Here is a 13,924-nt window from a genome sequence, read left to right on the forward strand (position 1 = left end):
TTTTGGTCATGCCAGCAAGTATGCAATACGGGCGGGATCAAACAACAGACGGTAATGCCTCCAATCAGTTGAAATAGTGCCTTTCTATAAAGGCGCCAATCACTTTCTCGTGGAGCTCAATGGAACGAGAGAAGCAGATGGTCTTGCGAGCCAATCGCTTGATGCGCGTGCTGAGCGTCAGGTTGTTACGCTCGATACGCTGGGTGAATATCTTCCCAGTCAGATGCATCTTGCTCGGCACCTCTCTGGCATAGCTTCCCCAGTCATCACTGGTGATAAAGCCTATCTTGAGGACGCAAGCAGTATCACGAACACCTGAGCCGTTGAAGGCCATATCAACAATCTTGTCTTTGCGGGCTTCATAGGTGTAGGTGAGCTGAAACACGTGCACACAGACGGGGCAACGATAGCGAACATGGCCGACAGGGGTCTTCCTATGGCGATATACGTGGTCAGAGTTGCAACGAGGGCAGTGAACGGTGATGGATGCCATGAAGCTATGAGTCTCAAAGGCACTCATCATACCAGCTCAACCGATCGGAGGCATCACCCGTTCATTTTTACGCCGTTTTTTATCCCGAGCTCAGGTTGACCATTATATTTTCATCAGGATTTTATAAGGCTTAGGCACTTTAATGATTATACCTCGGACCTGGCTAGGTGTTGGCAAATGGCAGATCACGATGTATTGAATCAACAGGAAATTCTCAAGCTGGGCTGTAAGCGTAGAGTGCCTGAGCAGGACGTGTGGTTATTACAGGTAGAGGATGATTGTACGCTGCAATTGGAATTCTCATGTGACTGTGCGGTGACGAGCTGGGAGGTCAACGGCAGTTGGTTGCTATTACTCGACAGTGTGAATGTTCGTGTTGTTAATGGTGATCTACCGATACGCTCTCTTCGCTTAGAAACTCTGAGTAAATTACTGGCTTTTATTGATGAGGCGAGTAATACCAGCGTATTTGAAACAGATCGCCCTACTTGGTCGCCATTGCAATTACACGATGTGTCTATCTTGGGGGATAAAAAACGCTGTGAGCATTGGTTTTTACAGCAAATTTTGGCTCCAAAGCAGGAGTTTCGCAATTTACTTGCTTTATTACGCTTGAGTGAGAGTTACTGGCTGGTACGATTTCTACTTGCACAATCAACATGTGATAACACTGTGCAAGAGCTCGGTAAACGTTATGGTGTTTCTTATTCTCATTTTCGCCGCTTATGTCGCCATGCATTAGGTAGTGCAGCGAAAGCTCAATTACGTGATTGGCGGATGGCTAGGTCATTGTTAGATGTGGTCGAGGGACAGGAGAATCTGACCCAAGTCGCAATTAAGCATGGATATGCGTCGTCATCACATTTTTCAAATGAAGTTAGAGAGCTGCTCGGAGTGTCGCCGCGCAGATTGTCGAACATTATTCAACTGGCTAGCAAATGAAAAAAAATCTTCTGTGTGCATGGCTGATTGCATGCATTCCATTGTTTTTTTGGTTTTCGGTAGATGCATCAGAGTCTGTGCAGGGAGCGGCGAATGGCTATGTAGCCCGAAATGAGAGCTTGCGTAGTTTTTTTGATGCGTTGGCGATTCAACTTAAAAAACCAGTCATCGTGAGTAAATTAGCGGCGCGCAAACAGATCAGTGGTGATTTTGATTTTAGTAATTCCCAAGTGCTGATGGAAATACTTTCACAGCAATTGGGATTAGTCTGGTATCACGATGGCCAGGCTATTTATGTCTATGATGCTAGTGAAATACGCAATGCCGTGATATCACTTCGAAGTATGTCACTGTCGGCATTTAATGATTTTTTACGTCGTTCAGGTCTTTACGATAAACGCTACCCTTTGCGTGGCGATGGGAGTAATGGGACCTTTTATGTCTCTGGCCCTCCAGTATTTGTCGACCTGGTCATTAATACCGCCAATATGCTGGATAAGCAAAATGATGGTATTGAGTTAGGTCTGCAAAAAATCGGTGTGGTACGGCTTAATAACACGTTTGTTAGTGATCGCGTTTATGCACTACGCGATCAAAAAATTGTCATTCCTGGTATGGCAACGGTTATTGAGCAGTTATTAAAAGATGAAAGTGGCGCACTACAAAATGTGGTGAGTGGGGGCGCGATTTCGTCACGTCAACCCGCAGTACGTGCCGATATTCCAGCGATGCCGGATTTTACCCGTGATGGTGAGACTACTACACGAGCCTATAGCAATGAAGTCGGCCTTGCTGAGGCATTAAAACAACCAGTGTCGGCGAGTGAAATTAAAGTTATCGCGTATCCCGATACGAATAGTTTGTTGATCAAAGGCACGTCAGCGCAGGTACATTTTATCGAGCAATTGGCGACGGCTCTTGATGTTGCTAAACGCCATGTTGAGTTGTCCTTGTGGATTATCGATCTGAATCGAGAGGATCTGGAGCAACTCGGCGTGAGCTGGAGTGGCAGTGCTGTCGTGGGGAACACCTTTGGTGTGACACTGAATCAGGCCAGCTCAATAAGCACTCTGGATGGGCGTCGTTTTATAGCCTCAATTAAAGCTCTTGAGCAAAAAAAGAAGGCTACCGTCATTTCTCGCCCAGTGGTACTGACACAAGAAAATGTGCCCGCCATTTTTGATAACAGCCGAACTTTTTACACCAAGTTGATTGGTGAACGTAACTCCAGCTTGGCTCATGTGACATACGGCACGTTGGTGAGTGTATTGCCGCGGTTTTCTGCTGATGGCCAGATAGAAATGTCGTTGAACATAGAAGATGGCAACGATTTCAAAACGCCGGATACCGAGCGCCCTGAATCATTACCGGAAGTCGGACGTACCCACATCAGTACCGTGGCGCGGGTGCCCCAAGATAAGAGTTTGCTCATTGGTGGATATACTCGTGATGCCAATACAGCGGATACAGCGAAAGTGCCTTTTCTTGGCGATTTGCCTGTCGTCGGCGGGTTATTTCGGTATCGCAGCACCAGTATGAACAATACCGTGCGAGTGTTTCTGATCCAACCGCGTGAAATCACCGAGCCATTGGCGCAAGACGCGAGTGAGTTTGCTGCCACGTTAGCGGTCAAGAGCGGGATCGATGTGGACAGTGTGCCATTGCAAAAATGGGTACGTAGCTATTTAGATCGTGATGTACGTGAGTTTACGTATGGAAATTAGACCGCGTCCGGCCCCGATGCCGGGAGTACTTTCTACCAAGCAAGTGGCTAAGCAAGATGCGCAGCGCGATCTCGTACGCCAAGGTGATGCTAGCCAAGCCGACTCTATGCGCGCTAGCGATTCTCCGGCAGCAGAAGTGCAGCGTTTCATTCAGTCTGCCGATGAAATGGCGGCGGCCATGGCGCAATTTCGAAATCGCCGAGATTTTGAGAAAAAATCAGAGCGATTGACCGACAGTTTTGAACGGGTGTTGGAAGAGGATGCGTTACCGAAAGCGAACCAGATTTTGTTGGTGGCTAAAGGTCATAAAGTGAGTCCCGAGGAGCTATTAAAACAAGCGCGGGCTTTATTCCCTGATGATAGCGATTTGGTATTGGTACTGCGTGAGCTGTTGCGGCGGCGCAAGATGGATGAGCTGGTCGCGCAGAGCCTGCGAGCCTTACTTCAGCATGTTGAGGCAGAGGCGGATCCTAAATTACTTAACGCGGGGATCAACAGCGCACTGAAATCGCGCTTATTTGGCAAAACATTAGATCTACATCCGCGTTTATTACGTGCGAGCTACCGTCAGTTTTTACAAAGTGACGCAGCTGAAGTGGATGTATATACCGATTGGATCAGTAGCTATGGCTATCAGCGCCGAGTGTTGGCTTTAGATTTTATTGAAAGCGCCATGTTAGCGGATATCAATGCGCAAGATGCCAGCTGTTCGCGTCGGGAGTTCGGTTATTTCCTAGGGAGACTTAGCCAACTTAAATTATTGCGGTCCGCCGATACGCTGTTTGTCCAGCGCTTGTTAGCTAATCCCGTCATTCAAGCGGTAAATCCGCATGAGCAAGATTGGCTGGTGTTGATGTTGTCACTCTTACAGCAACCTCTCGCGCTAGATACATTTCTAGCCGACACTGTGGGGCGTCAAGCATTGCTTAGTCGGTATAGTGAACATTCTGCGTTGTTGCAGGTGTTGTATTTGGCCTGCAAGGCCTTACCGCCAGCACTGTTTCTTGATGAGAACGGTCATGCTCTCACACTTGAGGCATTACGTGAGATGTCTTCCATTGCTTATCGGCAAGAACAAATTGAACAACGTCGTCAACAGAGTGAAAAAAAATCCCTTCTGACAGAATGAATCAGGATGATTGACAGTGTTTATTTCGATGCTTAATGCGGTACGTTCGCGGCCAGAATTACTGATTCTGCTGTTAATGGTAATGATCATTGCCATGTTGATCATTCCATTACCGACATATTTGGTCGATTTTTTAATTGCGACCAATATTGTGCTGTCGATTTTGGTATTTATGGGGTCGTTTTATATCGATCGCATTTTAAGTTTCTCTACCTTTCCTGCGGTGTTATTGATTACCACATTATTTCGCTTAGCACTTTCGATAAGTACTAGCCGCTTGATCCTCCTTGAAGCGGATGCTGGTAACATTATTGATAGTTTTGGTCAATTTGTGATTGGCGATAGTCTGGCGGTTGGTTTTGTGGTGTTTTCAATCGTGACCATTGTGCAGTTCATCGTTATTACCAAAGGCTCAGAACGGGTGGCTGAGGTAGCCGCACGCTTCTCTTTAGATGGCATGCCGGGTAAGCAGATGAGTATTGATGCTGATCTGAAAGCCGGCATTATCGATGCAGAAGGTGCGCGCAGCCGGCGCAGTGTTCTGGAGCGAGAAAGTCAGCTATACGGCTCTTTTGATGGCGCAATGAAATTCGTTAAAGGTGATGCGATTGCTGGCATCATCGTGATTTTTGTTAACTTCATTGGCGGCATTTCGGTGGGAATGACCCAGCATGGCATGGATTTATCTTCTGCCTTGTCAGTCTACACGATGCTCACCATCGGTGATGGCTTGGTGGCCCAAATCCCCGCATTACTGATTGCTATCAGTGCGGGCTTTATCGTCACTCGCGTTAACGGTGATGGCGATAACATGGGGCGCAATATCATGGGGCAGTTACTGGGTAATCCCTTTGTGTTGCTAGTCACCGCGATTTTGGCCCTGTCGGTAGGCCTATTGCCTGGCTTTCCTGCATTGGTGTTCTTTATTTTGGCTTCTGCGTTAGGCATCTTGTTTTATTTCAAGCATCGCCAGACCCAACAAGCGCCAGCCGAACGCAGTAGTGCGGGTGCAGCCACATTTGCCAACACTGGCGTGGCGGGGAGAGAAAGCTCTGAGAGCTCGTTGGGATTGATCAGCGATCTCAATAATGTCACCTCAGAAACCGTGCCTCTGATTTTGCTGGTGTCAAAAGCACATCAAGGGCCACTAGAAAAGGCCCAGATCGTCGCGCGTTTGCGTAGTCAATTTTTTATCGATTACGGCGTATGTCTTCCTGACATGCTATTGCATGAAGGCGAGGGGCTGTCTGATAACGCAGTGGTGGTCTTGATTAACGAGGTACGTGCTGAGCAATTCGAGCTGAACTTCGATATGGTGCACGTGGTTAACTATTCAGATGAGATTCAGTCTCTGGGTATTCAAACCGTCTTTTCTCAACACGGTAATAGCCAGTGTGCTTGGGTGGCGCCGGATGATAGCGAAAAACTGGCCAAGCTCGGCTACCAGTTACGCCCTGCGTTAGATGAGCTGTATCACTGTTTAGTGGCGTTGTTAGCCCGCAATGTGAACGAATACTTTGGCGTGCAAGAGACCAAACATATGTTGGATAAGCTGGAGCAAAAATACCCCGATCTGTTGAAAGAGGTATTACGGCATACCACGGTACAGCGCATTGCCGAAGTATTACAGCGTCTGCTCGCTGAGCGAATTTCGGTACGCAACATGAAACTGCTGATGGAAGCCTTGGCGCTCTGGGCACCACGTGAAAAAGACGTAATTAATCTGGTCGAGCATTTACGCGGCGCGATGGCCCGCTATATCTGCCACAAATTTGCCTATGGCGGTGAACTGCGCGTTGTCATGACTTCTGCTGATGTGGAAGAGCTAGTACGTAAAGGCATACGGCAGACATCCGGTGGCACCTTTCTCAATTTAGAGCCCGCAGTCTCCGAAGAGTTGATGGATATGTTTGCGCTAGGGCTCGATGCTTTAGGTACCTCCTACAAAGATGTTGTGCTGTTGACCTCCGTGGATGTGCGCCGCTTTATCAAAAAGCTGGTTGAAACACGTTTTCGGGATTTGGAGGTGCTGTCCTTTGGTGAGATAGCTGACAGCGTTTCCGTGCACGTCATTAAGACAATATAACGTTGCTCTCTGCAATGTTTATAAAACTCATGTTCATAAAAACCATGCTTGTAAAGGAAGTCGTCTATGTACTCATTAGATATGGCACAACTGGTTAAGTCAGCACTGCAAGAAAGTGGTTGTGAGAAGTCGTTGACTGAGCGATTGGATAGCCATTCAACGATAGCTATCGACTTGCATGATTTACCCAGCATTCACATCAGCCAGCAGGATGATGGTGCGGTCTGGTTATGGTCACTCCTAGGTGAACAAAGTGCTGTATTGCTTGAGCAACGGGCGGCCGAGTTATTACAGGCTCTGATGCAAGGGTGTCATATTACCCGTAGTGGTCAGTTGCAGCTGGATATTCAAGACGGCGAGCTCGTATTAAAAGCACAAATCCATCCGAATTACCTCAGCGATGGTCGTCAATTTGCAGAAGCGTTGAACAGTTTTTTTGATCAGCTGGATCATTTTGTGGGGTCGTTATTGCGATGAGTGCACCACGCTTACTGCGCCAGTTAGCGCATCCATTACGTGTTTCCGGCCCGATGATCGAGGCTGCGCTACCCGGAGTGGCAATTGGTGAGTTGTGTGAAATTCGTCGAAACTGGCGAGAGCGTGACATCGTGGCCCGTGCTCAAGTGGTTAGCTTACAGCGCGAGTATGCCGTGTTGAGTTTGATTGGTAGCGCGAGAGGGTTGACCCGCGAGGCGGTACTGCAACCCACGGGGAGGGCATTATCCGCTTGGGTTGGCGAATCGGTACTGGGCGCGGTGCTCGACCCGACAGGCGTCGTTGTTGAGCGGTTTGCTCCTCAACGGAGCCTTGCGGCTGAGGAACGGGGCGTGGATGCGGCTCCTCCGTCTTACTCCCAACGAGTCGGGATACACGAGCCTTTGCTGACTGGCGTTCGTTCGATAGATGGTTTGCTCACTTGCGGCGTTGGCCAACGGGTCGGTATTTTTGCATCGGCGGGATGCGGTAAAACCCTGCTCATGCACATGCTGATTGAACAGACCGAAGCGGATGTGTTCGTTATTGGCCTTATTGGTGAACGAGGGCGCGAAGTCACGGAATTTGCCGAGGCCCTGCGCGCATCCCCTAAACGTGAGCGCTGTGTTTTGGTCTTTGCGACATCGGATTTTTCCTCAGTGGATCGGTGTAATGCGGCACTGCTGGCGACCACTGTGGCGGAATTATTTCGCGATCAGGGAAAACGGGTCGTCCTATTTGTGGACTCGATGACTCGCTATGCCCGTGCTCTGCGCGATGTTGCATTGGCTTCAGGCGAGACTCCTGCGCGGCGCGGTTATCCCGCGTCGGTGTTTGATAGCTTACCGCGTTTGCTTGAACGCCCTGGTGCCGTCGGTACGGGAAGTATTACCGCATTTTATACCGTACTGATAGAAAGTGATGATGAGCCGGATCCGATGGCTGATGAAATCCGCTCCATTTTGGATGGTCACATTTATCTTAGCCGCAAACTGGCCGGTCAAGGGCATTACCCAGCTATCGATGTGCTTAAAAGTGCCAGCCGTGTTGCCGGTCAGGTGACGAGCTCTGAACATCAGCAACTGGCCGCTGCGGTACGTATGTTGATGGGGCGATTAGACGAACTGCAACTGTTTGTAGACTTAGGGGAATATCGCCCTGGTGAAAATGCCGACAACGACCGAGTCATGAGTGCCCGAGATGCAATTCAGCAATGGTTACGACAAGGGTTATATGAGCATTCGACATTTGAACACACATTGCGAGGCATGTATGCCTTTGTTTCCTAAATTACGCGCCTTGCAGCGTCGCAGTGAGCTAGCACAGTGTCGCTGTGAAACTCTGTTGGTACAGCTGAGCAGAGAAGATGATGGGTTGTGTCATGAGGCTGAAGCACTTGAACGTCAGATAGAGGGCGTTCAGCAATGGCTACATTCGCCGCAGGTTACTGGGGTGGTTCTCAATCGAGATCAATTATTTGCGCAATTGAGAAAGCAAGCGGTGTTGCAACATCAATTGCACAATTTGGCACTGCAGCGTATGCAATTACATGAGCAGCGTCAACTGCTAGCCTCACGACGCACCCGCCAGCAGCGCGAACGTCAACTCTGGTTACGTAAAGAGCATAAATACCAACGTTGGAGTACGCGCGAACGTGACCAAATGCGGCTACAGCGTTTGCGCCAGGATGAGGTTGAACTGGAAGAGGTGGCACTATGGAACCGGTGAATACAAGTGGACTATCGGGTTGGTTGTCGACCTCCTCATTGGGCGAGAAGGAGAACTCGCTGGATAACGTTATGCGTGAGCTGGCGGGCAATAATCCTGAACAACGTCATGACGATGATAGCCAAGATGACGCTGCGAATGAGATCTCGCTAACGCCTGTCTTGGCACACACATTACCGCCGGCATTGCTTGCTGTGCGCTCAGGAAATATCGTGAGCCATCGCCCATCAAAGGGTCAACCTTCGGTGAGTCAAACAACAATGACTCCACTGAATGCAAGCCGTACTGAGGGTTTAACTAGTGGGCTTTCCTCTGCGCGTGGCGTTACGGAACCCGCCAAAACGCTGTCGCTACTCACTGCGCAAGTCAATGCCGCATCATCTTCAGGCATCGTATCTGGCAGCTCCGCGTTGGCAAAGACCGACACTGACAGAGTAACGGTGCGGACGGTGCCGCGCACGGATGGGCGCGGATTCGAAATCCTGTCTGCCACCGGCTCTGAGTCGTTACCTACATTGCTGATGTCTGGTTTGGCTATTCAGAAATATACGCGAGAAAACCGTGTACGCGAAGACGGGGCGGGATCTGCTGGGTTACAAACCAGCCTAGCTGGGCGAAAAACAACGTTACACCCGGTTAATGAACAGAAAATGAATATGTCTTCGCCATCACCTTTTGCAGCACAGAGTGCTGAGATGCCGGTCAAGCAACCTAATGGGCTGACCTATCGTTTCACCCGCTGGGGGGCAGAGCATACGGTAACGATGCAAGGAGCCCCCGGCGGCAATTTGCTGCTACAGCCTTCAGATTCGGTGGTAACGCAGCAGCTTACCGAACAGTGGCAATCTGGCCATCCGCAAAAGTGGCAATTGGCTCGTGATGGGGGTGAGGAGAGAAATCCACATCAGCAGCAACACGAGGATGAAGAGATTTGATGTCAAGGTTAGCACTAAAACGCCGAGATAGGGCAGCGAGCAATTTAGCTACTATTGCCACTCAGTGGCAACAACAAGGCTGGGATGTGACCGTTGATTCGCCACCTCGCACAGGTATGTGGCTGCTACTGGCAGACGGTGAGCAGCGCTGGCAAGGCTGGCTCAGGCCGAGGGATTGGTTGGCGCATGTGGCCCCGGATATGGCCGGTTTGGCTTCTGTCGCTGATGTTGATCCTTATGTTGTCGCTTGGTTGGCTGCGGTGGAAAAACCGTTGTTCTTCCAGATACCTGCGTTGCATTATCAACGGCTCAGCTTAGGGGCGCTGCAGTCAGCTGATGGGTTACCTGATCACGCGATGCTCAAAGTAATGTCGAGTTCTGGTCCGGTGTGGTTCGAGCGAATCAATGAAGCGGGTGGCCGCTCCGCTCCGCTCCCAAGCGCTTTGCACTGGCCAGTGCGCGTGGTGATAGGCGAAAGCCGCGTCAGTTTATCTCTTTTAACGCGCGTGGAAGCCAGCGATGTGTTGCTAATCAGCACGCTAGTGTCTGCGATCCGCTGTTTTGCTAAAACATTAGGCCAATATCAACAAGTTGAAGAAGGGATTGTGATGGAGTTTCAGGAATACGCGGAATTAGCAGAAATTCAGGATAACGCTGGTATTGCTCGTGAGATAGGGCAGTTACCCGTGCAGTTAGAGTTTGTTTTACATCATTGCCGTCTCACCCTCACGGAACTGCAAGCGTTGTATCAAGGCCAACTGTTGCCTATTCCGGCACAGGCTGAACAGCGTGTGGAAATTCGTGCTAATGGCACACCTATCGGGTATGGCGAATTAGTCCAGCTGGAAGGGCAGCTAGGCGTTGAAGTTAACACCTGGTTAAATGAGAGCAAAGATGGCGAATGATATATCGTTAATTGCGCTACTGGCATTTTCGACGTTATTGCCATTTTTAGTTGCGTCGGGGACCTGCTTTATCAAGTTTTCGATCGTGTTTGTCATGGTGCGTAATGCATTAGGATTACAGCAAGTGCCATCGAACATGACATTAAATGGTATAGCGCTTTTGTTGTCGATGTTCGTGATGATGCCGGTTGCAAAGCAAGCGTATGAGTACGCTCAGGAAGAGCAAATTAGTTTCACCAGTGTTTCGGCACTCAGCAATTTTGTCGATAACGGTCTCGACAGTTACCGTGATTATTTACGTAAATATGCTGATCCTGAGTTGGTTCGCTTTTTTGAAAAAGCTCAGATAGGGCGAGATAAAAATGAGGCGACAATCGGCCCACAAGAAGAGATTGAGCGACCATCGATCTTGGCATTATTGCCAGCCTATGCTCTCAGTGAAATCAAAAGTGCATTTAAAATTGGTTTTTATCTCTATCTCCCTTTTGTTGTTGTCGATTTGGTTATCTCCAGTATTTTGCTGGCGCTGGGCATGATGATGATGAGTCCAGTGACCATTTCGACCCCGATCAAGCTGGTGCTCTTCGTTGCGCTGGATGGATGGACGCTACTCTCTCGAGGTTTAGTCTTGCAGTACTTGGATTTAGTGAGTTAAATCCTAGGTCCCAAGATAAAAGGTATGGCCAATGAATGATTTGATGTTTGCCGGCAACAAAGCGTTGTATCTGGTGCTGTTAATGTCGGCGTGGCCGATTATTATTGCGACCGCTATTGGCTTATTGGTCGGATTATTCCAAACAGTTACTCAGTTACAAGAACAGACATTACCTTTTGGCATCAAACTGCTGGGTGTTAGTCTTTGTCTTTTTCTTTTATCGGGTTGGTATAGTGAAACGCTGGTGAGTTTTGGGCGGGAAATAATGCGCCTTGCGATGAGTAAGGGGTAATGAATTTTGTCGTTGGTGTATTTTGAAACCCATACTTGGGTCGCCTCTGCTGCAATTGGATTTGCGCGTTTAGCGCCTGTTTTTTTTATCTTACCGTTTTTAAATGGCGGTATATTAAGCGGATTACTACGTATCTCGGTGACCATGCTGGTGGCCGTGGGAATATGGCCTCATACGCTTGAGCGTATGCCAAATTTTCAAACTATAGATTTTATCTTTCTATTTAGCCGTGAAGTCATGCTGGGTCTGTTATTAGGATTTCTGCTGGCATGGCCATTTTGGGTTTTTCATGCCCTAGGCAGCATTATAGATAATCAGCGCGGAGCGACACTGAGCAGCACGATTGATCCAGCGAACGGTGTTGATACTTCTGAAATGGCGAATTTTTTAAATATATTTGCCGCCGTAGTGTATTTGCAAGGTGGCGGGATGCTGCTAGTACTCGAGACATTCCGAGAAAGCTATGTGTTGTGTCAGCCATTTGGCCGCTGTATGCCGGTATTACCGATGTTGTGGTGGTTTATTAATAATGTTGCCAGTCAAGCATTGGTGGTGGCCAGTCCTGTTATTGCCGCATTATTACTTTCGGAAGTCCTGCTGGGTTTATTATCTCGTTTTTCTCCTCAAATGAATGCATTTGCTATATCACTTACGGTGAAAAGTGGAATCGCATTTTTCATTATTTTGCTTTATTTTAGTCCTGTATTGCCTGAGCGAGTCATGCAGCTGGCGTTTCCTGCTGCCGAATTACCTAGTTGGTTAAAAGAAAGCAAGAAGGATTGAAATGGCAAGCAAAACAGAAAAACCGACACAAAAGCGATTGCGGGATTCGGCTAAAAAAGGGCAGTCATTCAAAAGTCGCGATTTGATCGTCGCGTGTTTAACCTTGTTTGGTATTCTGTATTTGGCAACGAGTGCCTCACTGATTGAACTCATGGTCGCCTTTCAGCAAGTCTTGGCCAATAAAACGCAACCGGATATGCAAGGGTATGTGATAGCCGTGATATGGCAGGGTTTTAAGCTATTTATGCCGGTATTAGTGCTTTGTGTGTTGGCATCGGCCTTACCGAGTCTTTTACAAAGCGGATTTATATTTGCCAGCCAAGCGTTGAAATTAAATTTCTCTGCTTTAAATCCGGTAAACGGCTTCAAAAAATTATTTAGCTTGCGAACCATCAAGGAGGTCGTCAAGGCGTTGCTATATTTAACCAGTTTTGTAGTGGCTATTTTGGTTTTATGGAGTAAGAAAAAAGCAATCCTATTTTCACAGTTGAACGGCGATCCAATTGCTATTGCGATTGTCTGGCGAGAGCTTTTGTTATCTCTGGTGATGATTTGTTTAGCATGCATCGTCGTGGTTCTGCTGCTTGATGCGCTGGCAGAGTACTTTTTGTTCATGAAAGAAATGAAAATGGACAAGCAAGAAGTGAAGCGTGAAATGAAAGAGCAAGATGGAAACCCAGAGATTAAATCATTCCGCCGCGAAATGCATATGGGAATTTTATCTGAGCAAGTAAAGTCAGATATTGAAAATTCACGATTAATTATTGCCAACCCAATGCATATTGCGATGGGAATCTATTTTAAGCCTGAGTTATCGCCCATTCCATTAATCTCAGTCAAAGAAACCAATCAACGCGCATTAGCGGTACGTGCTTACGCTGAGAAAATGGGGGTTCCGGTCGTGACGGATGTGAAATTGGCGCGGCGAATTTTTGCTACCCACCGCCGCTATGATTTTGTTAGCCTCGAAGAAATTGATGAAGTGCTGCGTTTGCTGGTGTGGTTGGAACAAGTTGAAAATGCAGCACTGGCTGAAATTCAGCAAAATAACCATTCAACTTCCTCTGAAGTTTAAGAGCAGCTCATGTACAGGACCTTAAGATAAAACGTCAATTAAAACACCTTTCAACGTCCTGTTTTGTCCGTCGAGCGTTTTTTGACAGAAAATTGACGGCCGAGGGTGTTCAATATTCTGTGTCAGACGATCATAGGTCGATATCACCATCCAGTCGGCCGGCGAAGTGGATCGACAGCTGCGACAGTGTCAGATCCCAGTTCTGCACTGGGTGTGTCCAGCGTTCGGATGCCTGCAACATACCGGCGTAGAGCAGCTTAAGTAAACTGTTTGCGTTCGCGAAGCCGCCCTTGGTCTTGGTCCGTTTGCGAAATTGCCGATGCACCGTCTCGACCGCGTTGGTCGTGTAAATCGCGGTGCGCACGTAATCTGGATATTTAAAATAGGCCGACAGCGTCTGCCATTTACTGCACCAAGACTTAGAACCTATCCCAAAAGGAGTTGTCAGATAAAAATAGTGGTGATGCCTCCGATCGGTTGAGCTGGTATGATGAGTGCTTTTGAGACTCATAGCTTCATGGCATCCATCACCGTTCACTGCCCTCGTTGCAACTCTGACCACGTATATCGCCATGGGAAGACCCCTGCCGGCCATGTTCGCTATCGTTGCCCCGTCTGTGTGCACGTGTTTCAGCTCACCTACACCTATGAAGCCCGCAAGCCTGGCGTCAAAGACAAGATTGTTGATATGGCCTTCAACGGC

Annotated in this window: 14 protein-coding genes and 2 pseudogenes; 14 read left to right on the plus strand and 2 right to left on the minus strand. The window is 48.3% G+C overall.

Features of this window, described 5'->3' with window-relative positions:
- Positions 1-64: 64 nt before the first annotated feature.
- Positions 65-493 (minus strand): IS1 family transposase, encoded by a 429-nt coding sequence (locus CUC53_RS03635; RefSeq protein WP_100292901.1) that lies wholly within the window; start codon positions 491-493, stop codon positions 65-67.
- Positions 494-670: 177 nt separating this feature from the next.
- Between CUC53_RS03635 and invF the strand changes: the two genes are divergently transcribed.
- The 13 genes from invF to CUC53_RS03700 all read left to right on the plus strand — a co-directional run bounded on the left by invF (position 671) and on the right by CUC53_RS03700 (position 13,221).
- On the plus strand, positions 671-1,435 hold the full coding sequence (gene invF / locus CUC53_RS03640; protein WP_100292888.1) for an AraC family transcriptional regulator InvF: 765 nt from the start codon (positions 671-673) through the stop codon (positions 1,433-1,435).
- Positions 1,432-3,159 (plus strand): type III secretion system outer membrane ring subunit SctC, encoded by a 1,728-nt coding sequence (sctC, locus tag CUC53_RS03645; RefSeq protein ID WP_100292889.1) that lies wholly within the window; start codon positions 1,432-1,434, stop codon positions 3,157-3,159. The genes invF and sctC overlap by 4 nt, the downstream gene beginning before the upstream one ends.
- Positions 3,137-4,288 carry a type III secretion system gatekeeper subunit SctW gene (sctW, locus tag CUC53_RS03650; protein ID WP_272896750.1) on the plus strand — a complete coding sequence of 384 codons (1,152 nt, stop codon included), beginning with the start codon at positions 3,137-3,139 and terminating at the stop codon, positions 4,286-4,288. Before sctC ends, sctW begins: the two co-directional genes overlap by 23 nt.
- Before the next feature lie 16 nt (positions 4,289-4,304).
- Complete coding sequence (locus tag CUC53_RS03655; RefSeq protein ID WP_100292891.1) at positions 4,305-6,374, plus strand: EscV/YscV/HrcV family type III secretion system export apparatus protein; 2,070 nt, start codon at positions 4,305-4,307, stop codon at positions 6,372-6,374.
- A 66-nt stretch (positions 6,375-6,440) separates the two neighbouring features.
- A complete protein-coding gene (locus CUC53_RS03660; protein WP_100292892.1) occupies positions 6,441-6,851 on the plus strand; it encodes an InvB/SpaK family type III secretion system chaperone in 411 nt (136 codons plus the stop codon).
- Positions 6,848-8,137 (plus strand): type III secretion system ATPase SctN, encoded by a 1,290-nt coding sequence (gene sctN, locus CUC53_RS03665; RefSeq protein WP_100292893.1) that lies wholly within the window; start codon positions 6,848-6,850, stop codon positions 8,135-8,137. Before CUC53_RS03660 ends, sctN begins: the two co-directional genes overlap by 4 nt.
- Positions 8,121-8,576: a hypothetical protein gene (locus CUC53_RS03670; protein ID WP_157798188.1), complete on the plus strand. Its 456-nt coding sequence runs from the start codon at positions 8,121-8,123 to the stop codon at positions 8,574-8,576. The genes sctN and CUC53_RS03670 overlap by 17 nt, the downstream gene beginning before the upstream one ends.
- Positions 8,564-9,511: a SpaN/EivJ family type III secretion system needle length determinant gene (locus CUC53_RS03675; protein ID WP_100292895.1), complete on the plus strand. Its 948-nt coding sequence runs from the start codon at positions 8,564-8,566 to the stop codon at positions 9,509-9,511. The genes CUC53_RS03670 and CUC53_RS03675 overlap by 13 nt, the downstream gene beginning before the upstream one ends.
- Positions 9,511-10,416, plus strand: a complete 906-nt coding sequence (locus tag CUC53_RS03680; RefSeq protein WP_100292896.1) for a YscQ/HrcQ family type III secretion apparatus protein — start codon at positions 9,511-9,513, stop codon at positions 10,414-10,416. The genes CUC53_RS03675 and CUC53_RS03680 overlap by 1 nt, the downstream gene beginning before the upstream one ends.
- Positions 10,406-11,071 (plus strand): EscR/YscR/HrcR family type III secretion system export apparatus protein, encoded by a 666-nt coding sequence (locus CUC53_RS03685; RefSeq protein ID WP_100292897.1) that lies wholly within the window; start codon positions 10,406-10,408, stop codon positions 11,069-11,071. The genes CUC53_RS03680 and CUC53_RS03685 overlap by 11 nt, the downstream gene beginning before the upstream one ends.
- A 31-nt stretch (positions 11,072-11,102) precedes the next feature.
- On the plus strand, positions 11,103-11,363 hold the full coding sequence (locus CUC53_RS03690; protein ID WP_100292898.1) for an EscS/YscS/HrcS family type III secretion system export apparatus protein: 261 nt from the start codon (positions 11,103-11,105) through the stop codon (positions 11,361-11,363).
- A 15-nt stretch (positions 11,364-11,378) separates the two neighbouring features.
- Positions 11,379-12,146 carry a type III secretion system export apparatus subunit SctT gene (gene sctT, locus CUC53_RS03695; protein ID WP_272896751.1) on the plus strand — a complete coding sequence of 256 codons (768 nt, stop codon included), beginning with the start codon at positions 11,379-11,381 and terminating at the stop codon, positions 12,144-12,146.
- 1 nt (position 12,147) lies between these two features.
- The gene (locus CUC53_RS03700) at positions 12,148-13,221 is read left to right on the plus strand and encodes an EscU/YscU/HrcU family type III secretion system export apparatus switch protein (protein WP_100292900.1); all 1,074 of its coding nucleotides are present in this window, start codon (positions 12,148-12,150) and stop codon (positions 13,219-13,221) included.
- Positions 13,222-13,351: 130 nt separating this feature from the next.
- On the opposite strand, the pseudogene CUC53_RS03705 reads toward CUC53_RS03700, so the two are convergent.
- A pseudogene (locus tag CUC53_RS03705) lies at positions 13,352-13,642 on the minus strand (transposase); the annotation flags it as partial.
- A 73-nt stretch (positions 13,643-13,715) separates the two neighbouring features.
- Between CUC53_RS03705 and CUC53_RS03710 the strand changes: the two are divergent.
- A pseudogene (locus tag CUC53_RS03710) lies at positions 13,716-13,924 on the plus strand (IS1/IS1595 family N-terminal zinc-binding domain-containing protein); the annotation flags it as partial.

It is taken from the genome of Aeromonas cavernicola (assembly GCF_002795305.1).
GTDB classification, from domain to species: Bacteria; Pseudomonadota; Gammaproteobacteria; order Enterobacterales; family Aeromonadaceae; genus Aeromonas; species Aeromonas cavernicola.